General features: G+C 61.5%; 25 protein-coding genes and 1 pseudogene. 17 read left to right on the top strand and 9 right to left on the bottom strand.

Annotation, left to right across the window (positions count from 1 at the left end; all coding sequences use genetic code 11):
* Positions 1-472 precede the first annotated feature (472 nt).
* Positions 473-691, bottom strand: coding sequence for a hypothetical protein (locus AB6B38_RS14835; protein WP_371395198.1), 219 nt, complete (start codon positions 689-691; stop codon positions 473-475).
* Between the two features lie 59 nt (positions 692-750).
* On the bottom strand, positions 751-1,662 hold the full coding sequence (locus AB6B38_RS14830) for a toprim domain-containing protein (RefSeq protein ID WP_371395197.1): 912 nt from the start codon (positions 1,660-1,662) through the stop codon (positions 751-753).
* A 135-nt stretch (positions 1,663-1,797) separates the two neighbouring features.
* Here AB6B38_RS14830 and AB6B38_RS14825 point away from each other — a divergent pair, with 135 nt between their 5' ends.
* Both AB6B38_RS14825 and AB6B38_RS14820 read left to right on the top strand, forming a co-directional pair.
* Positions 1,798-2,004 (top strand): hypothetical protein, encoded by a 207-nt coding sequence (locus tag AB6B38_RS14825; protein WP_371395196.1) that lies wholly within the window; start codon positions 1,798-1,800, stop codon positions 2,002-2,004.
* A 54-nt stretch (positions 2,005-2,058) separates the two neighbouring features.
* On the top strand, positions 2,059-2,694 hold the full coding sequence (locus tag AB6B38_RS14820; protein ID WP_371395195.1) for an SOS response-associated peptidase: 636 nt from the start codon (positions 2,059-2,061) through the stop codon (positions 2,692-2,694).
* Positions 2,695-2,740: 46 nt separating this feature from the next.
* Here the strand turns inward: AB6B38_RS14820 and AB6B38_RS14815 are convergent, their stop codons facing one another.
* The 4 genes from AB6B38_RS14815 to AB6B38_RS14800 form a co-directional block, all read right to left on the bottom strand.
* Positions 2,741-3,070, bottom strand: a complete 330-nt coding sequence (locus tag AB6B38_RS14815) for a HigA family addiction module antitoxin (RefSeq protein ID WP_371395194.1) — start codon at positions 3,068-3,070, stop codon at positions 2,741-2,743.
* Between the two features lie 9 nt (positions 3,071-3,079).
* Positions 3,080-3,370, bottom strand: a complete 291-nt coding sequence (locus tag AB6B38_RS14810; protein WP_371395193.1) for a type II toxin-antitoxin system RelE/ParE family toxin — start codon at positions 3,368-3,370, stop codon at positions 3,080-3,082.
* 94 nt (positions 3,371-3,464) lie between these two features.
* Positions 3,465-3,989: a hypothetical protein gene (locus tag AB6B38_RS14805; protein ID WP_371395192.1), complete on the bottom strand. Its 525-nt coding sequence runs from the start codon at positions 3,987-3,989 to the stop codon at positions 3,465-3,467.
* A gap of 83 nt (positions 3,990-4,072) precedes the next feature.
* On the bottom strand, positions 4,073-4,402 hold the full coding sequence (locus AB6B38_RS14800; RefSeq protein ID WP_371395191.1) for a hypothetical protein: 330 nt from the start codon (positions 4,400-4,402) through the stop codon (positions 4,073-4,075).
* A gap of 279 nt (positions 4,403-4,681) precedes the next feature.
* On the opposite strand from AB6B38_RS14800, the gene traN reads away from it, so the two are divergent.
* The 4 genes from traN to AB6B38_RS14780 are packed head-to-tail and all read left to right on the top strand — an operon-like array spanning position 4,682 to position 12,651.
* Positions 4,682-7,210 (top strand): conjugal transfer protein TraN, encoded by a 2,529-nt coding sequence (gene traN / locus AB6B38_RS14795; RefSeq protein WP_371395190.1) that lies wholly within the window; start codon positions 4,682-4,684, stop codon positions 7,208-7,210.
* Positions 7,203-8,024, top strand: coding sequence for a conjugal transfer protein TraF (locus tag AB6B38_RS14790; RefSeq protein WP_371395189.1), 822 nt, complete (start codon positions 7,203-7,205; stop codon positions 8,022-8,024). The genes traN and AB6B38_RS14790 overlap by 8 nt, the downstream gene beginning before the upstream one ends.
* Positions 8,024-9,454 carry a conjugal transfer protein TraH gene (locus AB6B38_RS14785; protein ID WP_371395188.1) on the top strand — a complete coding sequence of 477 codons (1,431 nt, stop codon included), beginning with the start codon at positions 8,024-8,026 and terminating at the stop codon, positions 9,452-9,454. Before AB6B38_RS14790 ends, AB6B38_RS14785 begins: the two co-directional genes overlap by 1 nt.
* Positions 9,455-9,459: 5 nt before the next feature.
* Positions 9,460-12,651: a conjugal transfer protein TraG N-terminal domain-containing protein gene (locus AB6B38_RS14780; protein ID WP_371395187.1), complete on the top strand. Its 3,192-nt coding sequence runs from the start codon at positions 9,460-9,462 to the stop codon at positions 12,649-12,651.
* A 72-nt stretch (positions 12,652-12,723) separates the two neighbouring features.
* On the opposite strand, the gene AB6B38_RS14775 is transcribed toward AB6B38_RS14780, so the two are convergent.
* Both AB6B38_RS14775 and AB6B38_RS14770 read right to left on the bottom strand, forming a co-directional pair.
* Complete coding sequence (locus AB6B38_RS14775) at positions 12,724-12,894, bottom strand: hypothetical protein (RefSeq protein ID WP_371395186.1); 171 nt, start codon at positions 12,892-12,894, stop codon at positions 12,724-12,726.
* A 20-nt stretch (positions 12,895-12,914) separates the two neighbouring features.
* Positions 12,915-13,061: a hypothetical protein gene (locus AB6B38_RS14770; protein ID WP_371395185.1), complete on the bottom strand. Its 147-nt coding sequence runs from the start codon at positions 13,059-13,061 to the stop codon at positions 12,915-12,917.
* A 113-nt stretch (positions 13,062-13,174) separates the two neighbouring features.
* Here AB6B38_RS14770 and AB6B38_RS14765 point away from each other — a divergent pair, with 113 nt between their 5' ends.
* The 4 genes and pseudogenes from AB6B38_RS14765 to AB6B38_RS14750 all read left to right on the top strand — a co-directional run bounded on the left by AB6B38_RS14765 (position 13,175) and on the right by AB6B38_RS14750 (position 15,653).
* Entirely contained in the window at positions 13,175-13,771 is a 597-nt protein-coding gene (locus AB6B38_RS14765; protein WP_371395183.1) for a hypothetical protein, read from the top strand.
* Positions 13,719-14,645, top strand: a pseudogene (locus AB6B38_RS14760) (phage terminase large subunit family protein); the annotation flags it as partial. The gene AB6B38_RS14765 and the pseudogene AB6B38_RS14760, both read left to right, overlap by 53 nt.
* Positions 14,646-14,703: 58 nt before the next feature.
* Complete coding sequence (locus AB6B38_RS14755) at positions 14,704-15,015, top strand: hypothetical protein (RefSeq protein ID WP_371395182.1); 312 nt, start codon at positions 14,704-14,706, stop codon at positions 15,013-15,015.
* 5 nt (positions 15,016-15,020) lie between these two features.
* Positions 15,021-15,653, top strand: a complete 633-nt coding sequence (locus tag AB6B38_RS14750; RefSeq protein ID WP_371395181.1) for a DUF6441 family protein — start codon at positions 15,021-15,023, stop codon at positions 15,651-15,653.
* Between the two features lie 128 nt (positions 15,654-15,781).
* On the opposite strand, the gene AB6B38_RS14745 is transcribed toward AB6B38_RS14750, so the two are convergent.
* Complete coding sequence (locus AB6B38_RS14745) at positions 15,782-16,501, bottom strand: putative quinol monooxygenase (protein WP_371395180.1); 720 nt, start codon at positions 16,499-16,501, stop codon at positions 15,782-15,784.
* 150 nt (positions 16,502-16,651) lie between these two features.
* On the opposite strand from AB6B38_RS14745, the gene AB6B38_RS14740 reads away from it, so the two are divergent.
* The 7 genes from AB6B38_RS14740 (at position 16,652) to AB6B38_RS14710 (ending at position 21,852) form a co-directional block, all read left to right on the top strand.
* Positions 16,652-17,524: a LysR family transcriptional regulator gene (locus AB6B38_RS14740; RefSeq protein WP_371395179.1), complete on the top strand. Its 873-nt coding sequence runs from the start codon at positions 16,652-16,654 to the stop codon at positions 17,522-17,524.
* Positions 17,525-17,617: 93 nt separating this feature from the next.
* Positions 17,618-18,271: a YcbK family protein gene (locus tag AB6B38_RS14735; RefSeq protein WP_371395178.1), complete on the top strand. Its 654-nt coding sequence runs from the start codon at positions 17,618-17,620 to the stop codon at positions 18,269-18,271.
* On the top strand, positions 18,268-18,525 hold the full coding sequence (locus AB6B38_RS14730) for a hypothetical protein (protein WP_339640332.1): 258 nt from the start codon (positions 18,268-18,270) through the stop codon (positions 18,523-18,525). The genes AB6B38_RS14735 and AB6B38_RS14730 overlap by 4 nt, the downstream gene beginning before the upstream one ends.
* A 253-nt stretch (positions 18,526-18,778) precedes the next feature.
* Positions 18,779-19,690: a LysR family transcriptional regulator gene (locus tag AB6B38_RS14725; RefSeq protein WP_371395177.1), complete on the top strand. Its 912-nt coding sequence runs from the start codon at positions 18,779-18,781 to the stop codon at positions 19,688-19,690.
* Positions 19,691-19,824: 134 nt separating this feature from the next.
* Positions 19,825-20,457, top strand: a complete 633-nt coding sequence (locus tag AB6B38_RS14720) for an NADPH-dependent F420 reductase (protein ID WP_371395176.1) — start codon at positions 19,825-19,827, stop codon at positions 20,455-20,457.
* A 26-nt stretch (positions 20,458-20,483) separates the two neighbouring features.
* Positions 20,484-20,927 (top strand): DoxX family protein, encoded by a 444-nt coding sequence (locus AB6B38_RS14715; RefSeq protein WP_371395175.1) that lies wholly within the window; start codon positions 20,484-20,486, stop codon positions 20,925-20,927.
* Positions 20,928-20,988: 61 nt separating this feature from the next.
* Entirely contained in the window at positions 20,989-21,852 is an 864-nt protein-coding gene (locus AB6B38_RS14710; protein WP_371395173.1) for a VOC family protein, read from the top strand.
* Positions 21,853-21,855 lie beyond the last annotated feature (3 nt).

Raw genomic sequence — 21,855 nt, 5'->3', positions numbered from 1 at the left:
AGTTTCGATCCTCCATCAAGGATCGATCAGCCCAAAATCAGCGCATGCATTCAGGCTGTGCGAATCGCACATTTTGCTTGACGGCTGCGATGGAGGTGGTATTCAGGAGTTAGCTTTACGGACCGGCTCGTGGCCTTTATTGGTCTCGTTGGTTCCTGATACCGCCTTGAAAGCCCGGCCTCTGGCCGGGTTTATTTTTGGCTGATCGCCCCTCCTTTGCTGATTGATGAACACGCACGCACGGGCGCCGGCGCGACTTCTCGCGCCTGGCGGGTGCTCTGTGTGGAGATCATGGTGTGGGCCATCGTGTTTCGGCGATGTGAGCCGTCAGGCAAGCCGGTATCGCTCGCAGACCAGTCTGCGCTTGCATTCTTCGCGATGTCGGGCTAAAAGCGTTCTTGGCATTGCTCTCTAGCCCTACAGCTTGAGCTTCAGGAGCCGCCCCTTCGGCAAAAGGGGCGGCTTCTTCACATCATACGCCCCTCTCCTTCAACGGAATGATCTTGTCCGCGTTCGCGATCAGCGCGCGCAAGGCGGCCGCGCGCGATTTGCGGTCGGTGTATTGGGAGATATGGTCGACGACATCCAGCTCGTCGGGTGTCAGCAGGACGCGCACATCAGCGTGGCCTTCCTCGATCCGCTTCTTGCGCCAGCGTTGCTGGATTGACGTTCTATCGTCCGTATCTGCCATATCTCTCATCCGATCAGTCACAGATTCTGGCCACCATGGCGGGATTCGCGTTTATCGAGTCAAACCTTCTCGAAATCGGCTGTTGGAAAGGCTGGTTTATCGAGGTCATTCCAGTCCCCGGCCGACTTGGGCGGCGGAAGTATGCGTGCATCGATTCCTGTATCGAGCGCGCGGGTTTTGAGCGTTTCGGCTGCGATCAACCCGCCCTCGCCATGGTCTGCGAAGATGAGCAACAGTTCGACGCCGGCAGGCGGTGTGAAGGCTTTGAGGTTTTCAGATCCGAGAAGCGCCCAGCCAGGAACGGCAAAGCGCCGCGCTGCGGAGGCGGTGGATTCCATCCCCTCTCCTACTCCAAGAACCTGACCGGCCGGTGCCAGGCGAACGGCGCCAGATTTGAAACGGCCGATAATGCGCCGGCCATCACGGTCAGGCAGACGGTTCGCCGTGACTGGATCGAGATAGGTGCATTGGACGCCCATCATCCGGCCCGTTGAGGACGTGATTCTCTGGAGAATAGCGGGATACCCGCCGCGCGATCGGCGCACACTCGGGTGGAAGCGGATCTCTGTTGAGTGAAGCTCATAGAGACGCAGGCCGCGAAGGGCGGCGTAGCGCGCCCCAAGGGTGCCGGCGAGTGACTTGGACTGCGCCCAGAGGCGCTTGGCGCGATCAAGTTTTTGCCGCTCTCGCTCAGTTACATTTTGTATGCGCTGTTCTGGGTGCACTTTGGATGGGGGCCTCTTCGGATCGAAGGGTTCGATCAGCTTCAAATCTTCAAGCCAGCGCTGGCAATCGCGCCAGTTGGTGCGCGAGGAAAACGAGTTGATGAGTACACGGCCGTCCCTCCCGATCATCAGGGACATGGAGCGGTCATTCTGGCTGTGGCCTGGTCCTGGACACAGGGCGCGCGTCCCACCGTCGTGCAGTTCACCGCCGATACTGGATACAATTTGCCGCAAAATCAGCGACATAACATGCCTCCTTCGAGCTGTTCACCAGCTCGCCCCCGCACATTCACTCTTTCTTAGGTGCTTATACGATTTGTAACTGATGGCCAGAGCACCATCTGGGCCTTAACGGGGCGTTAATTACGGAAGGAAAGATTCATGGCTTCACCGATGACCAAGCTCGCCAAGCAGGCCGAACAGCTGGAAAAACTCAAAGCTGAAGCGAGTGCGGAAGCGGCTGGAATTGTTATGGAAACGGGAGCTTACCAGCTCGGCCCGCAGGTACTTAAGAAGCTGCTCGCCGCAGCGGCCAGTGCCGATGTGGAAAAGCTGGACGCGGCCATTTGCGGGCTAAAAGCGTCCTGATCCCCCTGCCCTCGCGCCCTTCCCGCCGCTTCGGAGAATCGCTAGCGTCGCGCTATGTGCGGACGCTACGCCACTGGAGATACGACTTGGGAAGAGTATCGGGCCTGGCTCAATCTGACAGGTGAGCCCCCACGCTCGAACCTGGAGCCGCGCTTCAATATCGCTCCAGCAGTGCAGGCCCCGTTCGCCATGGAGGCGGACGGGGTGCGCAAGCTCACATTCGGGCGCTGGGGTATCTGGCAGCCATGGATGGAAGGCAAGCGCCTTTCCACCTTCAATGCTCGTGCAGAGGGACTGGAAAGTTCGCGCCTCTATGCGCCCTTGCTGGACAAGGGGCGCTGTCTCGTACCCGCAATGGGCTTCTATGAGTGGACTGGCCCGAAGGGTAAGCGCCAGCCTCATTTCATCCGCCATCCCAGCGAACCGCTTCTGGTGTTTGCGGGTTTATGGGCAAGTGCCATGAAGGATGGCGAGCCGGTGATGAGCTTCACCATCGTGACATGCCCGGCCAATGAGCAGGTCGAGCCGGTTCACGACCGCATGCCAGCGATCCTGAGCGAGAGCCAGCGCGAGGCATGGATGAGCGGCGCGGCACCTACGGAGATATGTGTCCCGTTCATGGGATTGCTGGATATCTACCCGGTTAAGGGTCCGATAATAGGAGAAGGGGAGCAGCTAGTACGGCGCTGATAATGAAGATACGGCAGAATCAAGTCTGGAAAGCGTCGAACATTTATCAAACTGACGCCGGTGCCCCGTCAGCGCTAGCCTTAAAAGGCGCGACATGGATTTCGCCTTCGCGCTTTCGGGTCTGCGCGATGTCGTAGCTGTTCTGCATCCGCATGAGAGTGTCCATCGACACACCGAACGCCTTCTCGATACGCAACGCCATTTCCGGTGACAGGTGCGCGCGCTCGTTGAGCAAGGTGGAAAGTGTCGCGCGCGTCACGCCCAGAACTTCCGCCGCCGCCGTGACGGACAGACCCAGCGGCTCGATGATCTCATGCTTGATGAAACCGCCCGGATGGGCCGGGTTCTTCAAGCGGATGCCTCCAATCGCGGCCATGGTTACCTCCTAGTGGTAATCCTCATAATCGAGGTCGATAATCTCAATCTCGTCACGGTCGATCCGAAACGTCATCCGCCAGTTCCTGGTCACGAACAGGCTCCACGTCCCTTTCCGGTCACCTGTCAGCTTATGGGCTTTCCAACTTGGCACGGCGCGCAGCTCATCCTCGCGCTCCATGTCCTGAAGGAAAGTGACGATACGCCGGACCTTGGCGACAACAGCGGGCTGAAGCCCGCTTTCATCATCATCCTCAATGAACCGTCGCAATCCCTTGTGGATCACGTTTCTGATCTTCATGGCAGTTCCTAATCCCGTAAGTGTACGGTGTCAAGTGACGGCGCACATGTCAACAAGGCGAGACGTCCAGCTAACCCAGCGGTCGCGGATTTGGTCAGACTCGTCCTTCCGTCACGCGACTCGGCCTCTCAGCAAGTGCGAAGACGAGGTGATTGAGGTAGTTATTCAGCTCACCGCCCAGTGGCGCTTGCAGTTCGTCCCATTCAGCTGTGCGGAAGATGAAGCCGACAGGGCCATAATGGTGGGCGAAGGGATTATCGCTGGTGTGGGCTGAAACTGCGTGATAAAGGCCCTGCAGACAGATGAGCATCCAGGCGTCATCCAGAAACTGGTCGTCCCAGCAGACGATACCGACAGCGATCGTATTTTCGTTTCGCGTAATGGCGAAGGCGCGAAGCGGAAGTGTTGCGCCAATGCTCGGGAAGGCACGGGATTGAGCTGGCTGGGCCGGAAATGACTGCATTGCGATACGCACGCCCATATCGGACAGATCGGCACCCTGGTAGCGATCAATGCTGGAGCAAAGCTCGATCATAGAGGGCTCACAGTCGGAGCGTTGCAGATCCGTCACGAGGTCTGTGCGCAGATCGTAGATAGGCAAACGGCTTAGGATCGCCATGGACACGACTCCGGTATAGGCGGTGGCGGAATTGATTGCGCCGCCCTTTCGGGCGGCGCTGAGGCATTGCCGGTAGTGGCAATCTACGATGTGGAGCAGCCCTTGGCGACCTGGGCTCGCCGGATGGTGGCGACGCGAGCATCCAGGGCTTGTTCGGCGTCGTTGCGGGCCATGGCATTGCCGATCCCGAAATCACCGAGGAAGCCGGCGGCGGAACGCCAGTTGAGATTGGCCGTGTCATTGATCTGGGCGCGGACGTTTTCTGCGCGCAGAGATTCGCGCGCGAGTTCACGGCAGTCCATTAGCTCGATCTCAGCCTCGGAAAGCTGCGCTTCAATTGGATAGCTCTTTGTCGAGCACGCGGTTGCTGCGAGCGCCGCGATTGCGGCGACCGTAATGGTCATGGATTTCATCAGATAAGCCTTTCTGTGATGTGCCCCCGCAAATCGGGAGCCTTATACGTTTTGTAACTGCCACCCTCAAGCGCAAGCAGAGCGATCTCAGGGTGTTAGCCGCAAGGAAGCCCCCAGGTTAACGGATGAGAGACCATAACGAACCGCTAACCTGTTGACTTCACCTTATATTCCCTGCATTCTCACTCTCGGCCGTATGGGCAAAATCTCGGCCGCCAGTTTCTTGTATGCGCAGCCCCATAGGGGCTGTGCTGCGCTATGACAGGCGGAAAAGAGCCCATGAGCCCGTTATTCATACGTTTTGTAGTTGGCGTAAGCGCTTGTGTTATGGCGTTTTCTCACGGCGTGGCCATGGCCGATGGCCCGCAGTTCAATTTCCCTTCTCAGAGAAATCAGGACGCGGCGCAGGCAGCGAGGTCCGTTCAGCCACCGGATGTAGATTTCGGTGCGTTCAGACCGTCTGACCTTGGCGGGGCAGCTGAGCCGCCCGCGCATCTTCTGGATTATGGGAACAATCCTGCTCAGATGGGTAATGACGTGATGGGCCGGCATCTGGAGCCGATCACGAAGCCTGAGTATGAAGCCATTTTGGGGAACCGGTACGAAGGCGGTGGCCAGTTCGACGACATGGTTGCCGGCATGCTGGACCAGGCCGAAAATTTCGATGAATGGATCACTGATCCTGGTGGCAGATTCGAGGAATGCACCACCGAGACCGTGGTGCGCGATTACGAGACCCGGACCACCTATCACTGCTCAATCGATAATGGCGAAGGCATCGACCAGCCGGCTTGCGAGCGTGTCGTCCATTATTCGGTTGATAGAGACTATGTGTATCGCTGCGATGAAAACCGGCCCCGCACGGTGTCGAGCTGGTCAACGCAGTGCTCTGGCTTCGATAGCAACGCAGATTGCACGCTCGAAGAGGAAGAATGCACGCAGGAAGTGGACGCCCTTCCGGATAGCTACACCTGCTATGACTGGCACGATGAGGAAGTCAGCCAGGAGCTTTGCTACCAATCGCGCGATCTCGAAGTGGAAGAGGAGTATGTCTATCGCTGTGTGCGCACGCTCGACGAAGATGGCAATGTCGTAAGCCAGAACAGCTCGTGCGGAGCGGCAAACACAGGGGGGTGCGTTCCGCAAGGTGGGTCAAGTTGCACTGAAATAACAGAAATATATGACTCCTATTATTGTTACTTCGGAGTAGGACATAACGGAGTACATACCGGATACGGTCAACTTGGTAACATTTGCATGGGGCCAAATGACGAGTTGATATGTGGAGGCGGTAATTGTATCCAAAACGGGCAGCCAATAGAAATCATTACTGGTTGTGAGTTATCGGAATACTGCCTAGCAGACTTACAAGGTAACATCGACAATCCCAACACACCATTCCATCTATGCGCCAGATGGGCACGTGACTTCCGTTGCAGCACCGGAAATTACTGCAGTCGGGAACGGCAAGATTACCGCTGTGACTCGCCGGTTTCTGGGGCCACACCGGTCGACATTATCGAGCATGTAAGTCTTGGAAACTGGCAGTGGGAAGCGGGGTGTTCCTCACGCGGCAATCCTGACTGCGGGATCGTCCAAACGACCTGCGTGCAGAACACGCCACATGGGTGTGTACGCCGGGAGCGGCGATATGAATGCGTCACGCGGGTGCCTGATACGGATTGTGACCCACCCCCGTACTGCTCAAGTCCGACGCAGCGGTGCATTGCGTTTAATGCGAATGGCCAGTGTGACAGGGTTGAGCACGTCTATGATTGCTGGGGTGATCCTGAGGGCTGTGTGGGCCGGGAACGGACCTATGTCTGCGACAACCCTGCCGGCCCTCCGCCTGACGGCTTTATCGACCATATTGGCGAGCCGGAATGGCGTGAGATTGGCTGTCCTCAGCTAGATCCGGAGTGGGAGTGCGAAGAGCAGGATACCGTCTGTCTGGATGGGCCTGGCACGAAGCTTATCGATGATGTCGAGGTCTATTCGGAGTGCTGGCATGAGCGCACCGATTACATCTGCCCTGGCGTGGGAGAAACGGTCACCGATTGTAACCCTGATCCGAACTGTGTGCTTCAGTCTGAAGAGTGCATGGACGACGATTGCCGGTCGCGCACCATGGTCTACGAGTGCGTGGAGCCGGGCGAATATGTCCAGGAAGTGGATCAGTGCCGCACGGTAAGCTGCACGAACGGCGTATGCATTGAAGTTGAACGCGATAACGCGGCAGCGCAGGCTCCGTGGGCCCTGGCGCAGCTGGCCGCGCTCTTTGAAGCGCACAATTTCGATGAAATGACATTGATGGCGGGCGAAGCCCTGCAATGTCACAAGACCGGGATCTGGAAGAATTGCTGCAGCGGTGGCGGGATCGCTATCAACTGGCTCAACGGATCCTGTAACGAGGAAGAGCAGCGTCTGGCTCAGGCGCGCGAGGCCGATCTGTGTGTCGATGTTGGCTGGTACTGCCATAGGCGCGGCTGGTTTGGATGCCGGCAGCAGCGCCGGACATCGTGCTGCTTTGGATCGGTGCTGGCCCGGATCATCAATGAAGAGGGCCGCGCCCAGCTGGGGCTCGATTTCGGGGAACCTGCAGACGCTGATTGTGACGGGCTGACGCCGGAGCAATTCGCGCAGCTTGATCTCTCTTTGATGGATTTCACGCCGATGATGGCGGAAATGATGCAGGGCTTTGCGCCTGAAGGCGAAAGCTCTGTCAGCGCGCGCATCCAGCAGCGGGTGAGCGATTTCTACTCGTCGGGCGTCAATACCGACATTCCTCCAGGAGACGGTGATGATTGAGTTTGCGACACGCGCGCTCTGCGCGTGCGTTCTGGCGTTCTCTGGCCTGGCCCCTGTGTCGGCCGGAACGGTTGATAGGGATGATCTCTACTGCGCAGAGCGCGGTCTCGGACACTGGTTTTACTGCTCTCGGCCGGAACCAGAGCCGGAGGACCAGGAGCAAGGTGAGGCGGCGCCCCCTGCCGCGCCCATGAGCGCGGAAGCGGCGCTTCTGGCAGAGGCAGAAGCCTTCCAGCGCAGGCTGGATGAATTACGGTTGATGGCAGCGTATGCGCCCACAGAGGAGCGTGTGCGCGAGTACCAGGCCATGCAATGGCGGGCCATGGAAGGCGCGGCACTGTTTTCTGACTTTTGGCGCCGCAATGTCTGGTCAGACCCCGCGCTGGATTATTCGGTACGCAGGCCGGTCGCTCAGTATGCGCGCAGCGAGTGGATCGATCAGCGGTCGATGGAAATGACGGCTGATCTGGCGGCTTTGAGCGAACGCTATGGTCTCTTTTACTTCTACCGGAGCGATTGCCCCTATTGCGCGCGGTTCTCCCCCGTCTTGCGCTATTTCGCCGATAGCCATGGTGTAGAGGTCAGGGCGGTTTCAGTCGATGGAGGCCCCTCCCCTGAGTTCCCAGACGCGCGGCTGGATACCGGCCAGTTCGAGCTTTTGCTTGGCGGTCGCGAAGCGGTCGTTCCGGCCGTCATGCTGCTCAACACTGAAACCAACACCACGCATTGGGTGAGTTTCGGCGCGATCTCCGGTCAGGAGCTGGCGCAACGGATCTTTGTCACGATGTCACGCGAGCCCGGAGAGGACTACTAATGCTGAAACTGATCAGAAATATCGCCGGCATGGCAGGCGCGGCCGCGTGCGCGGCCATGATGAGCGTATCGGCTGCCAGTGGCCAGAATGTCGGGCGCGAGCTGGATGAGTTCTGGGACGGTGTGAACGTCAATGTGACCAGCCCACGCGCTGGCATGGGTCAGGCTGGCGGGTATTTTACGGGCGGATCGCTGGTGATGCGTGCGCCTCAACGCAACATTCAACCCTTGAGCATGACGGGCCCGTCGATCAGGGCTGGTTGCGGCGGGATCGATATCTACACGGGCGGTTTCAGCTTCATCGATTCCGATCAGCTTGTGGCGATGATGCAAGCGCTTGGCGCCAATGCCACCGGGGTAGCGTTCCAGCTGGCCTTGGCGACCGTCTGCCCGATGTGCTCTGACGTGATCAGCGAGATGAATAATCTCGCTCAAGAGATCAATTCGCAGAATTTCAATTCCTGTCAGGCAGCGCAGCAGCTCATGGGGTCGGTCTGGCCGCGCCATGAGAGCGGATCGCGTGCTGTGTGCCAGATGGCGGGTTCCAGTTCAGGCATTTTCTCTGACTTTGTTTCGGCGCGTCATGGGTGCGGCCTTGGCGGTCAGACCGGCAATGTTCTCAATCATCCCGAGGCAGAGGGCCGCACGTTCACGAATGTGAACCTGGCATGGGCGGCCCTGACGGAATTGCCATGGATGCAAGGCACGTCGCAGGACAATCAGACGGCCGAATTTCTGATGTCCATGACCGGCACGGCCGTCATAACGATGGGAACGGGGTCAAATGCGCAGCCTGAATACCACTGGTTCCCTCCGGCCGGTGATACCGACAGGGCGTTGACTGCGCTCATGCAGGGCGGGGAGTTTGATTACTATCGCTGCGCGGACGGCCATGAGAGCTGCCTGGTGGTCCAGACTCAACAGGTGACGATCCCTGAGAGTCAGAGCTTGCGGGCGCGCGTGCGCAACGTGGTCGATTCCATGGCTGAGAAACTGGTGACGCGCGCGCCGCTCACAACGCAGGAGCTGGCCTTCCTGAACACCACAAGCATTCCGATTTACCGCATGCTGTCGGTACAGCACGCCCACGAGGTCCAGGCCGGCAATTTCGGCATCGTGGAGGTCGATGAACGGCTGATCGATCTGATCGCCGTGGACATGGTGCACATGTTCATCGACGCGGCACTCGCAGAAACGCAGCGGTCGCGATCGCGTATGGAGCTGGCGTCAGGCGAGAACGAATATCGCGAGTGGCGTGATCAGGTGCGCCAGGTCCGCCAGTTCATCCATCAGAAGCGGATCGAGCTTGCGGGCGAAACGGCGCGCGATGAAGCCTTCATCGATCACTATGTCCGGATGGACCAGATCCTCTCGAACCGGCTGCAGACCCGGTTCATGCGCCAGGCCATGGCGACGCGGGGAGGCTGGTAAGGGCGATGGAGGGCTTCGTTTATGGTGGGCTTGATCATTATGTGAACGCGTTCAACGCGATTGCCATGATGATGGGCAATTCGGTGATCGATAGCCTGATCCGGCTGGTCATGCTGATCGGCCTAGTCATGGTGATCGTGTCGGCGGCCTTTTCCTTGAATCTCAAGGAAACGGTCATGTGGTTTGCCGGCGCCTTGTTGATCACGGCGGTGATCCTGGTCCCGCGGACTACGATCATCATCCATGACAGGCTGAGCGTGGGCGCGCCTGTTGCTGTCGACAACGTGCCCATGGCTGTCGGCCTCGTATTCTCGCTATCGAGCACGATCGGGGATGCGGCCACCCAGCTCACCGAGACGGTGTTCCCTCACCCGGAAGCGGCGCAGTACTCGCAAACAGGCCTGATCTATGGCAGCCGGGTGCTTCGCGAAACGACGATGCTGCGCTGGCCGGACCAGTATTTCGCCGCGAACATGGATTCCTATGTCGTGCGCTGCGTGATGCACGACCTGCACACACACCACTATTCGATGCATGATCTGGGAACGGCTCCGGATCTGTTCGATTTCATCACGGTGTCGCCGCACGGCGGACTGGCGACCCAATGGATCAGTCCTGACGGCACGCGCGAGACGATCGGATGTGTGCAAGCCGCCAATCAGCTCAGAGCTGGCCGTGAGGCCATGGCTGACCAGGCAGCTAACCGCTTCGGCCGGGTAGTGCATCCCGATCTTGCCGGGCCGCTGGCGGAAACGACGATCCGGGTGAATGTCGAGGGCGCTCATGCCTTCCTGATGGACCAGTCGCGGTCGGCGGCTGATGTGTTCATTCAGGCCATGACGATCAACTCGGTGCGCGATGCGCAGCTGTCGGCGGCCGCAGAGTCTGGCGTCGATATTTCAGCGTATTCGATGACGCGAGCGGAGCAGCAGTCCCGGACGCAGAATTTCATGTCGGCCGAGATGGCCCATAAATGGATTCCGCTTTTGCGGGTGGTTCTGGAGATCATCTTCTACTCGATGTTCCCGCTGATGGCGCCATTCTTCCTGTTGCCGAAATTCGGGCCTCAGCTGCTCAAGAAGTATTTTTCCGGCTTCCTGATCCTGCAGGCGTGGGGGCCGCTCTTTGTGATCCTGAACGGGATTATGATGCACCATATCGCCGAAGCGAGCCGTGCGGCCGGTTATGACGCGAATGAGGGCTATTCCGGCGTGACTCTGGCTTCCATGGACGGGGTTGCGGGGATCAATGGAGATCTGGCGTCTATCGCGGGCTGGATGACCATGATGATCCCCGTGATGGCCACCATGCTGGCCTTCGGTGTCGATCGGCTGGCGATGCAGAGCAATTCGCTTCTGAACTCGGTGTCGGGCGCCGCTCAACAGGCGGCGGCCGATCAGACCGTGGGCAATATGAATCTGGGAACGACGGCGTTCGATACGCACCGCTTCAACCAGACCTTCGGCAATCAGCACGGCACCAGCGGCGATGTGAATATGGGCCACTGGAATGTGGTCGGCCGGGGTGGTGTGCGCACGGCTCACCACGAGGATGGCGGGGTTTATAGCGATATGAGCGGCGGTGTATCGCGCACGCCATTCGGCTTCCAGAACCGGCAGGCCTGGGGCCAGACGGCGCGGACGATGGCCTCTGACGCGCAAAGCCAGAGCGAGAGCTACTCACAATCGGCTGCGGTCAACACCGCCCAGGCGCTTGATGCAATTCACACCAGCGCGGCGAACCACACGCGTGGTCTGGATGGCGTGATCAATGTGAACCGGGCCGAGGGTGACCGGACTGTTGAAGACCTGGCGCGCGGCAACTCCATCGTCAGGGATGCCGCTCAGAGAGCCGGGCTGACATCAACGTCCGGCAGTGGCTCTTCAGCGTCAGTTGGGGCTGTGGCGGAAGCTGGGGTGCGGGGAAGCATTGGTCTGGATTTTCTCGGATCAGGAACGCAAGCATTCTACTCGGCTTTGGCCAGAGGATCAGTTGAGAACCAATGGAGCGCGTCGGACTCGCAAGCGAGGGATGTCTATAACGCGTTGTCGCAAAGCGAGCGTGAAGAATTGTCTCAAATCTACAGCCGGGTCAGTGAAGCGCATCGGCGGGGCGATATAAGCTTCTCAGAAGCTGGGCAGACGAGCGATGGTCACTCGATCAATGAAGCCTTCCGCATGGCGCATTCCCAGAACGAGCAGGCAGGCCGTATGAGCGAAGTCAGCCAGCGCTTTGAGCGTATGGCCGAACAGATGGAGAGCAGCGAGCATAGCTACTCCATGCCATCAGATGATGTGTTCCTGAACTGGATGAACGGGCGCGAAGGCGTGAACGGTCGAGCGATAGGGTCACATGATGATGTGATGGCGCTGTTCCATCAGGATCGGGCGGCTTTTGGGAACTACGCTGATAGCTTCATGCGCGAGCAGGTGGCCCAGGAGGCCGGATTAGCACCGCAAGAGTTGGGTATCGGCGGTGATATGGCCCGTGCTGGCCATATGATGGATTCCGGCTTTGGCGGTATGGGTGCGATTGAGGGCGGCCGGAATCGTATCGAGGGTGTTATCAATGAGGGGATCAATCCGGAACGGATAGATCCGAACTGGGAGACTGCCGGCTATGAGAACCTGCCATTGGCACCTGACGGGGGCGTTGGATGGAGTGGTCCAAATCCAACTGAGAGTGTTTCGTCTGCTCACGAAGCCGGACTAACGGCGAGTACGGAAGCGCCGGAAATGCCGGAGCACATCCGACCTGATCCCGCTGGTGCGCGGGATATGAGCGGTTGGGGACATGATGATCAGAGCGTGGGATCGGGATCGCCTTATGGTGGGTGGAGTGACCAAGAGGTGAACTATGGGATCCGTATCCACGAGCTTGGCCATGCGGGCAGCGACAGTTGGGATCCACAGAACCGATATGGTGACGCGAATGTACAGGAGCTTTATGCCGAAAGGGAGCGTCGCGAAGCACTGAATTCGTCTGCAGGCTCGGCTGAGGTAGCAGAAGGCGGAGGAAGCAGACCTGGTGATCTGATTGATGCGCAGGCTGGCCGTCGATCTGGGGTAAACTGGGGAGGGTCAGGTGGAGGGGCCAGGCAAGCGGCGCCAGCTGATAACCGCGCCCCTCCCGGCAGCGTCGATGTGGATGACGAGCGGTTCACGCTACCGCCCACCATGCGTGTACCAAGAAATTAGGAAAAGGCCCTGACATCAAAAACCCCCGGTGAAGGGCACCGGGGGTTTATCATTCTGATTGGGCTTAAAGGCCTAAAAGAAGAAAAACATATATGCGGCGAAGGCGGCTATGAAGGCTATTCCTGCAAGGACAAACGGTGCTGCGCGGTCATCGTTGGGATCGGGTTTGCCGAGGAATTCATCAATTTCCTGCGGAAGCATGTTTGTTACCGAGTTTCTAGCACCATTTGGATCTCTAAGCATGGCATCCTCCTTCGTTCGATCTAACTGACCCAGTTGATCTCGTCGGGGCTGGTTTCGAAATGGTCGGCGCTGAGGGCGGCGAGCCGCTCCAGCATCGCGTCGATCTCCGACTTCGCGGCGATGAAGGCGTCGAGGGCATTCGTGTTGTCCTGTGCGCGGCGGGTCATCGGGGTGGCTCCTTGGGTCGAGTTGCATCGCTTCGTTGGAGTGACGTTCGCTCTGTCCGTGCCGCTTATCAACTCGATAAGCACATGATTCTGAATGATAATCGGAGCCGTCGATGCAGGGCATGAGCGAGCGCCAGTACGCCGCCCATGTCGGGCTGTCGCGGGGCGCGATCCAGAAGGCGAAGACGGCCGAGCGGCTGGTTCTCTATCCCGACGGCAGCATCAACGCGGCCGCCAGCGACGTCCGGCGCGCCGAGACGACGGACCCGTCGAAGACCCGCAAGCCGCCTGCGCCGAAGCTGAAGCCCGTCCCCGAGGCTGCCGTGGCTGCCGTCGGCGAAACGCTCCGCGAACAGGGTCTGGCCGTCCCGGCAGTCGGCGGCGGCACGACCTTCCTGCAGGCGAAGACCGCGAACGAGGTGCTGAAGGCGCAGGAACGACGCATCCGTCTGCAGAAGCTGAAGGGGGAGTTGATCGAGCGGGCCCGGGCGCTGGCGCTGGTGTTCCGCCTGGCGCGGGAGGAACGGGACACGTGGGTGAACTGGCCCGCGCGCGCGGCGGCGCTGATGGCGGCCGAGCTCTCGGCGGCATCCAGCGACACGACGGGCCATCAGATCACCGTGGAGCCAGCCGCGATGCAGAAGGTCCTGGAGAAACATGTACGCGCCCACCTCGACGAACTCGCCGAGGTCCGGCCCGACTTCCGGTGAGAGCGGCGATGATCCTGGCGGCCTGACGGACTTCGACGGCGCGGGCGAGATCCTGCGCGCCTGGGGCAACGGGCTGCGGCCCGACCCGGACCTGACCGTCTCGGAATGGGCGGACCAGCACCAGATGCTCTCGGGGCGCGCCTCGGCCGAACCCGGGCGGTATCGGACGGTGCGCACGCCCTACATGCGCGAAATCATGGACCGGCTGTCGCCCGGCGATCCCATGCAGCGGATCGTGTTCATGAAGGCCGCGCAGGTCGGGGCGACCGAGGCGGGCAACAACTGGATCGGGTTCGCCATTCACCAGGCACCGGGTCCGATGCTGGCGGTCCAGCCCACGGTCGAGCTGGCCAAGCGCAACTCGCGCCAGCGGATCGACCCTCTGATCGACGAAAGCCCGGAGCTGCGCGAGCGGGTCAAGCCGGCCCGGTCCCGCGACGCGGGCAACACCATGCTGTCGAAGGAATTCGCGGGCGGCATCCTGATCATGACGGGGGCCAACTCGGCGGTCGGGCTTCGGTCCACCCCGGCGCGATACATCTTTCTCGACGAGGTCGACGCCTATCCGGCCTCAGCCGACGAGGAAGGCGACCCGGTCACGCTTGCTGAGGCGCGGTCGCTGACCTTCGCCCATCGGCGCAAGGTGCTGCTGGTCTCGACGCCCACCATCCGGGGGCTGTCGCGCATCGAGCGGGAATACGAGGCCAGCGACCAGCGGCGGTACTTCGTGCCGTGCCCGCACTGCGGCGCGATGCAGTGGCTGAAGTTCGACCGGCTGCGCTGGCAGAAGGGCCGCCCGGAGACTGCCGAGTATCACTGCGAGGGCTGCGACGCGGCAATCGCGGAACACCACAAGACGGCGTTGCCACCGAGGCGGTTGCGGCTGGCGCTGGTGATACCATCGGCCGGGTGCGGCTCAACGGCAGCTTCTGATGACTGCCTTCGCTGCCGCCGTCGGCGCGCTCTTCGCCGATCCCAATATCGGCCGGGACGCGGTCTACATCGCTGACGGCGGCGCGCCCGTGCTCGTGCGCGTTGTCGCCCGGCGTGCGGACGCGGTCACGGAATTCGGCGACGCGCGGCTCTGGTCCGAGACCACGCGAGTCGACCTGCGCGTTGCCGAGGTGACGAACCCGCGCCCCGGCGACCGTGTCGAGATCGAGGGCGATGCCTTCCTCATTCAGGGCGAGCCCGTCCGTGACCGTGAGCGGCTGGTCTGGACCGTCGATCTGCGCCCGGCGTGACCGCGATGAGACTCAAGCTCGACATCGATCCCGACATCGTCGCGATGATGGCGGCCGAGGTCGCGGCGGGCGAACGCGCCGTGACCGCAGCCATGCGCGAGGCCGGAACCGGGCTGAAAGCGGCATGGCGGTTGCTGATCACCGGCGCGGGGCTCGGCGCACGGCTCGCCAATTCCATCCGCAGCCAGAACTTCCCGAGGTCGGGCGAGAGCCTCGACGCGGCATCGCTCGTTTGGTCCAAGGCCCCGGTCATCGTCGGCGCGCACGACACCGGACCGCTGATCCGATCCAAGGACGGGTTATGGCTGGCGATCCCGCTGCCAGCCGCGGGCAAGTCCCTGCGCGGTGGCAGGATCACGCCCGGTGAATGGGAGCGGCGACGCGGGCTGCGCCTGCGCTTCGTCTATCGCCGGACAGGCCCGAGCCTGCTGGTGGCCGAGGGGCGGCTGAACACGAAGGGTCAGACGGTCGTGTCGCGCTCGAAGACCGGGCGCGGAAAGGTCACCGCGCCGATCTTCCTGCTGGTCCCGCAGGTCAAGCTGCCCAAGCGGCTGGACCTGGCTCGGGATGCAGACCGGGCGTTGGACGGTGTACCGGGGCTGATCGTGGCGAACTGGGTTGAAGGGCGAACAGGTTGAAGGCCGCTGTGCGGACAAAGCGCTAATTCGCTGCAGTTACTCGAACGACCGCTTCACGGTGATCTAAATTCGTTCGGCAAAGCGCCTGATGCGTTGCACCAGGCGCCTCTTGTTCCTGTCACATCGCGTTACTTGATGGCGAGGATGTGGAAGTTGTGGACGTTAGCGACCACACCGTCGTCCCACCCGCCAGCGACCAACTCCGCTGCCCGTTCGTTCAGCAGCCCGGCGACTTGACCGGCAAAGTGTGCTTCACGGCCAGCATTGTTGGTGAAGATGTCGAAGATTGCGAAGGATGTTTCGTCAATCTGCAGCGCCGCCCAGAACAATGTGCCGGGTTCGGTTTCTTCGACGATGGGACCAGCTGCGGTCAGCAAGGCTGCCAATTCCGGCCCTTTGCCGGGTGCTGCTTCGAGCTTGATGTACGTGGCTGTCGTGGCCGAGTAGAGATCAACCGGTTCCCTCATCGACAAGACATCGGAATTGTTGATGTTCGCGACAACACCATCGTCCCAGCCTCCGGCGACCAGCGCGTCGGCATTTTGGTTCAAAGCCGCGGCCACGGCGCCGGAGAAATGCGCATTGCGCGCTTCTTCATCCACGAAGATATCAAAGATCGCGAGCGTATCTTCGGCTTGCAAGGCAAACCAAAGCAAGGTGCCTGGTTCGGTGTCCGCGACAATCGGGGCGGCTCCGGCCAGAAATTCGGCGAATGCTTCGGTCTGGCCTTCAGCAGCGGGCATGGCGATGTAGCTGGCAGTGTGATTTTCCATTGGGGTTTCCTGTGCGGCTGCAGATGTCGTGATCAAGGCCAAAGCGGCGAGTGTCTTGAGAATTTGGGCTTTCATGGTCGCCTCCTGATTGAGAGGTTGGTGTGTCTGGTTTCGATGCACCCTTTTCCCATGCCGAATGCCTCAGGCACCAATCCCGAACTTCTATTCTTTGATAGACATGTGCTATGGTGAACCTCATGGCGGAAAGTGACGGAGACTGTGGCAGTGGAGATGAACCAGATCAGGTATTTTTTGGCTGTCTGCGAGCATCGCAACTTCACCCATGCCGCTAGCGCCTCAAATGTTTCCCAACCGTCCCTGACGACCGCGATCAAGAAGCTTGAACACGAGCTCGGGGGTGATCTGTTTGTCAGGGACCGCGCGGGATGCAGGTTGACGGCACTTGGAAAACTCATGCAGCCAAGGCTACAGAAAGCGCATGACGAAACGCAGGCAGCTAAGGCAGAAGCCGTCCGCCACACGCGACTAGCGCGGGTTCCTATTTCTGTCGGTGTTGGCGAAACGATTGGTCACAACCGGATTTCAGCCGCCGTGGAACGCTTCCGTACACGATTGCCGCAAGCCGAAATAGAGTTGATCGTGGCGTCTGCCTCCAAGCTTCTGGCCGGATTGCGAGAGGGTGAATTTGACGTCGTTGTCACAGCGACGACGGTCAGTGAAGACCTCTATCGAATAGACCAGCTCTATGACGAGTCCTACAAGGTTGTGGTGTCCAAGTCGCACCCGTTGTCTGAACGAGACGCTATTTCTCTTTCGACACTCGCTGAAACTGACATGCTCGATCGACCCAATTGCGAAATGCGGGATGCGTTGCATGGGGCATGTGCAGACCAAGGTCACGAACTCTACGCGGCCTATCGGTCAAATCGCGTGGATTGGCTGGTTGAGCTTGCTCGGCAAGGGTTAGGTGCGGTGATCCTGCCAGCCACCGCTATTCCTTCGGACATTGGCCTGGTGTCGAAACCCATCGATGGCCTTGAAATATCAAGAACTGTTGTGGCTCTTCGATATCGGCACCAAACGACGAGACCAGAGACAAATGATCTGATCCGTGAGATGACGCGCACGCTGGCGTAGTGAGGTCGGTAACCGACATTCGCCCATCGTGCAGCATTCGTCACTATGGGCTCCAAGCAGACCTTCTCTGCACCCGCAACATAGCGAAAACCAATGCCCACCCCTCGCGAAACCATCCTCACCGCGCTGCACGCGCGGCTTTCGGCGCTGCCTGCCACCGCGCTCCGCGGCGAGGTACTGCCCGAGCGCGTGCCGGCCGATGGCCTGCTGATCCTGCGCGACCGGCTTGGCAAGCCGCTGATCGTCCGCTCCGCCTATCGAAGCCCCGAGCACAACCGCACCGTCGGCGGCGCGACCCGCTCCAAGCACCTCGACGGCGCCGCCTTCGACATTGCCATGGCGAACCACGACCCGGTGGCCTTCGAGGCGGCGGCGCGGGAGGTCGGGTTCCTCGGCTTCGGCTTCTATCCGCGCTCGGGGTTCATGCATGTCGATCTCGGCCCTGCACGGCAGTGGGGCGAGCGGTTCCCGGTACGGGCGACGGCATTTGCAGCCGAAACGCCGCCCGCCCGCGAAGTGCTGGCCGACAGCCGCACCATGAAGGGTGGAGGGGCGGCTGGTGTGGCGACGCTGGGCGCCGCAGGGGTGGAGGTGGCGCAGAGCGTCTTGGCCGAGACCCAGACCGCCATCCTGCCGCTCGTGCCGTATCTCGACACGTTGCGCTGGCTGTTCATCGCCGTCGCGCTCGGGGGCATCGCAGTCACGATCTACGCCCGCCTCGATGATTGGCGCCGGGGGCGGCGATGATTGGGTGCCTCGTCGCCACGTTCGCCGGATCGGCATGGGCGCGCGCGGCGCTTCGCTACGGCGTCACCGCCCTCGCGATCCTTCTGTTCCTGCTGGCCCTGCGTCGCTCCGGCGAGCGATCGGGACGCCTCGCCGAACGCCTTGAAACCATGGAGAAGGCCAATGACGTCCAACGTCGGATGCTGGAAGCGGCGGCTCGCCGTCCTCGCGATCGCAACGAGCTTGCTGAGCGGCTGCGCGACGGGCGGTTCTGATCTGCTGAGCGGCGCCGTGTGCCCACCCGTCGTTGAGTACGACCAGGAGTTCCAAGTCCGCGCAGCGGAGGAAGTCGTGTTGCTCCCGGACAGGTCCGCTATCGCCGCGATGCTTGCCGACTACAGCGTCATACGGGATCAGGCGCGCGCTTGCCGAGGGCGATGATCTTGCGTTCATCGGTCGATTCCTTTTTCTTCCCAATCTTGGTACAATGATCGATATTCATCGCTCATATCTGCCTATGAGGAAGAAATGGACCGCCTCGACAGCGACCGCATGTTTCTCGCCGTGATCGAGACAGGCAGCTTCACGGCGGCGGCAGAGAAGCTGGGCACGCGGTCCGGACAGGCGTCGAAGATGATCTCGCGCCTCGAGACCGAGTTGGGCGTGCGGCTGCTCAACCGGACGACCCGATCCGTCGCGCCGACGGAGGCTGGCCGTGCCTACTACGACCGCCTGAAGCCGCTTGTCGATGAACTTGACACCCTCGACCTCGACATCCGAAACATCTCGCAGTCCCCGCGCGGGCGGCTGCGGCTGACGGCGCCCCTGACCTTCGGCACGCGCGAACTGGCGCCCGCGCTGAACGCGTTCGCCGGACTCTATCCCGACATCGAACTCGATGTCGCCTTCTCCGACCGGGTCGTCAACGTCGTCGACGAGGGGTTCGACCTTGCCGTCCGCGTCGGGCGTCCCGGCGATTCCAGCCTGATCATCCGCAGGCTCTGCGCCGTACGCATCGTCGTGGTCGGCGCACGCTCCTATCTCGAACAGCACGATGCGCCCAAGTCGCCTTCGGACCTTGCCGAGCACGCCTGCATCATCGACACCAACTTCCGCGAGCCGACCCGGTGGCCGTTCAAGGGCGAGACCGGCGAGGTCGAGATGGCGAGCGTCGACGGCCGCATCCGCTATTCGAACGCCGAGGCCTGCGTCCAGGCCGCAGAACTTGGACTCGGGCTCGCCTGCGTGCCCGCCTTCGTGGCGGGGGAGTCCCTGCGCTCGGGCAGGCTGATCAGACTGCTGCCGTCGTTCGAACCCGATCCCTACGACGTCCACGTCCTTTATCCGCACAGCCGCCATCTCGCGGCCAAGGTGCGCCTGCTGGTAGACTTTCTTTCAGAACGCTACCGGCAGACCCCGCACTGGGAGCAAGGCTGGTAGGCCATTACCCTTCTTCGGGAAGCAATCATCTTCCCCGAGGCCGGATTATCGTCCTTCTAGGCAGAGTCTATGTTTTCCGCATGACGAACGAGCTGGCGTTCAGCCGAACGCCGGATGTCAGAAGGAGAACGAACATGAGCATCTCGATCATTGGCGCCGGCAACATGGCGAAGGGTCTCGCGACCCGCTTCGCGAATGCCGGCCATCCCGTCACGCTTGCCAGCCGCGACGAAACCAAAGCTGACGCTGCCGCCCAGGAAGTGGGCAACGGCGTGTCGTCCGCCCCCCTCGCGTCGGCTGCGCAATCGGCGGACATCGTCGTCCTGGCTGTGCCCTTTGATGCTGCGGGCGACGTCATCGAGGCGGCCGGCGGTTTCGCAGGCAAGATCGTCGTCGACATCACCAACCCGATGAAGGCGGATTTCTCCGGTCTCACCATCGGTCACACGACCAGCGCCGCCGAGGAAATCCAGAAGCGCGCGCCGCAGGCGAAGGTCGTCAAGGCCTTCAACACCATCTTCGCGCAGGTGCTCCAGAACGGCGGTCGGGCCGCCGGCCGTCCCGCCACGGTCTTCGTTGCCGGAGACGACGAGGCCGCGCGGGCCGCAGTCGCCGAACTGGCGCGCAGCGCCGGCTTCGAGACGCTGGAGACCGGGGCGCTTGCCACCGCACGCTACCTCGAGCCCGCCGCCGCGCTGAACATCACGCTCGGCTACGGCCTCGGCCACGGCACCGACATCGCCCCCACCTGGCAGCGCGCTGCCTGAGCCCCCTCGATTCAAGGAACATGACCATGACCTACGCAACCGCTTCCGCCTCCGACCGTCCGTCGCTTGTCGACGGCGTCTCCAACGCCGATCTCGCCGCGACGATCCTGCGCGTCTCCATGGGCGTTCTCTTCCTCGCCCATGCCGGCCTGAAGCTTTTCGTCTTCACTCCGGCCGGGACAGTGGGCTACTTCGCCAGCCTCGGGTTGCCCGGGCCTCTCGCCTACCTCGTCATCGCGGCCGAGCTCTTCGGTGGCCTCGCGCTGATCCTCGGCGCCTACAGCCGCTGGGTGTCGCTGGCGCTCGTGCCGATCCTCTTGGGCTCGATCTACGTGCCCCACGGCGCGGCCGGCTTCTTCTTCTCGAACGAAGGCGGCGGCTGGGAATTCCCGGCATTCTGGGCGGTGACGCTAGTCGTCCAGGCCCTGCTCGGCGACGGCGCTTTCGCCCTCAAGCGCAGCCGCGCCTGACCTCCCTTGCTGGCCGCGTGGACCCTCCCGCGGCCAGCACATATTTTCAAGGAAACCTGCCATGACCATCGCAGCCGACCACTTCGACATGACTGCCGCGCCGATGCGGATCGGGGCGGTCCGGCTCAAGGTGCGTGACCTCCGTGCGGTCTCTGCCTTCTATCAGTCCGTGCTCGGGCTCACCCCGATCGCGACCGGCGAGGATCGCATCACGCTCGGCACCGGCGGCACGCCGCTGCTGGAGCTCGTGGGCGATCCTGACCTCGCCCCGCTCGATCCGCGCCAGGCCGGGCTTTTTCACACCGCCTTCCTGATGCCGACCCGAGCCGACCTGGCCCGCTGGGTCGCCCATGTCGCCGCGGCGCGCGTGCCGCTTCAGGGCGCGTCGGACCACATCGTCAGCGAGGCGCTCTATCTCGCCGATCCCGAGGGCAACGGCATCGAGGTCTATGCCGACCGCCCGGTCTCGGACTGGCACGGAGAGAGCGGCGAGATACGGATGAGCACCGATCCGCTCGATCTGCAGGACCTGCTGCAAAGCGCGGAGGGCACCGAATGGTCGGGCTTCCCCGAAGGCGGCAGTGTCGGCCATGTCCACCTGCAGGTGGGTGACACGGCCGAGGCCGATCGCTTCTACCGCGACGTGCTCGGCCTCGATATCGCGGCGCGCTATCCCGGCGCCAGCTTCTACGGCAGCGGCGGCTATCACCACCAGCTGGCCGGCAACGTCTGGAACAGCCGCCGCGCCGGCAGACGTCCCGAGCGCATGGCAGGTCTCAAGGCCGTCGAGATCCTTGTCCGGGATGCCACGAACATCACCGCCATTGCCGCACGCGCCGACAGCGCCGGCATTGCAGGCACCAGGAACGCCGATGGCCTGACCCTGCGCGACCCTTGGGGTACCGCAATCACGCTGAGGAATTGAGGA

The sequence above is a fragment of the Glycocaulis abyssi genome (assembly GCF_041429775.1).
In the GTDB taxonomy this organism is placed as follows: domain Bacteria; phylum Pseudomonadota; class Alphaproteobacteria; order Caulobacterales; family Maricaulaceae; genus Glycocaulis; species Glycocaulis abyssi.
This window is presented reverse-complemented; position numbering and strand designations above follow the sequence as displayed.

Coding starts and splice junctions, on each gene's coding strand:
- AB6B38_RS14765 (WP_371395183.1), top strand. CDS start 13,175: ATGCAGGGCATGAGCGAGCGCCAGTACGCCGCCCATGTCGGGCTGTCG.
- AB6B38_RS14735 (WP_371395178.1), top strand. CDS start 17,618: ATGCCCACCCCTCGCGAAACCATCCTCACCGCGCTGCACGCGCGGCTT.
- AB6B38_RS14800 (WP_371395191.1), bottom strand. CDS start 4,402: ATGAAATCCATGACCATTACGGTCGCCGCAATCGCGGCGCTCGCAGCA.
- AB6B38_RS14720 (WP_371395176.1), top strand. CDS start 19,825: ATGAGCATCTCGATCATTGGCGCCGGCAACATGGCGAAGGGTCTCGCG.
- AB6B38_RS14810 (WP_371395193.1), bottom strand. CDS start 3,370: ATGAAGATCAGAAACGTGATCCACAAGGGATTGCGACGGTTCATTGAG.
- AB6B38_RS14775 (WP_371395186.1), bottom strand. CDS start 12,894: ATGCTTAGAGATCCAAATGGTGCTAGAAACTCGGTAACAAACATGCTT.
- AB6B38_RS14730 (WP_339640332.1), top strand. CDS start 18,268: ATGATTGGGTGCCTCGTCGCCACGTTCGCCGGATCGGCATGGGCGCGC.
- AB6B38_RS14780 (WP_371395187.1), top strand. CDS start 9,460: ATGGAGGGCTTCGTTTATGGTGGGCTTGATCATTATGTGAACGCGTTC.
- traN (WP_371395190.1), top strand. CDS start 4,682: ATGAGCCCGTTATTCATACGTTTTGTAGTTGGCGTAAGCGCTTGTGTT.
- AB6B38_RS14790 (WP_371395189.1), top strand. CDS start 7,203: ATGATTGAGTTTGCGACACGCGCGCTCTGCGCGTGCGTTCTGGCGTTC.
- AB6B38_RS14710 (WP_371395173.1), top strand. CDS start 20,989: ATGACCATCGCAGCCGACCACTTCGACATGACTGCCGCGCCGATGCGG.
- AB6B38_RS14815 (WP_371395194.1), bottom strand. CDS start 3,070: ATGGCCGCGATTGGAGGCATCCGCTTGAAGAACCCGGCCCATCCGGGC.
- AB6B38_RS14750 (WP_371395181.1), top strand. CDS start 15,021: ATGAGACTCAAGCTCGACATCGATCCCGACATCGTCGCGATGATGGCG.
- AB6B38_RS14835 (WP_371395198.1), bottom strand. CDS start 691: ATGGCAGATACGGACGATAGAACGTCAATCCAGCAACGCTGGCGCAAG.
- AB6B38_RS14825 (WP_371395196.1), top strand. CDS start 1,798: ATGGCTTCACCGATGACCAAGCTCGCCAAGCAGGCCGAACAGCTGGAA.
- AB6B38_RS14715 (WP_371395175.1), top strand. CDS start 20,484: ATGACCTACGCAACCGCTTCCGCCTCCGACCGTCCGTCGCTTGTCGAC.
- AB6B38_RS14725 (WP_371395177.1), top strand. CDS start 18,779: ATGGACCGCCTCGACAGCGACCGCATGTTTCTCGCCGTGATCGAGACA.
- AB6B38_RS14785 (WP_371395188.1), top strand. CDS start 8,024: ATGCTGAAACTGATCAGAAATATCGCCGGCATGGCAGGCGCGGCCGCG.
- AB6B38_RS14820 (WP_371395195.1), top strand. CDS start 2,059: ATGTGCGGACGCTACGCCACTGGAGATACGACTTGGGAAGAGTATCGG.
- AB6B38_RS14755 (WP_371395182.1), top strand. CDS start 14,704: ATGACTGCCTTCGCTGCCGCCGTCGGCGCGCTCTTCGCCGATCCCAAT.
- AB6B38_RS14770 (WP_371395185.1), bottom strand. CDS start 13,061: ATGACCCGCCGCGCACAGGACAACACGAATGCCCTCGACGCCTTCATC.
- AB6B38_RS14805 (WP_371395192.1), bottom strand. CDS start 3,989: ATGGCGATCCTAAGCCGTTTGCCTATCTACGATCTGCGCACAGACCTC.
- AB6B38_RS14745 (WP_371395180.1), bottom strand. CDS start 16,501: ATGAAAGCCCAAATTCTCAAGACACTCGCCGCTTTGGCCTTGATCACG.
- AB6B38_RS14830 (WP_371395197.1), bottom strand. CDS start 1,662: ATGTCGCTGATTTTGCGGCAAATTGTATCCAGTATCGGCGGTGAACTG.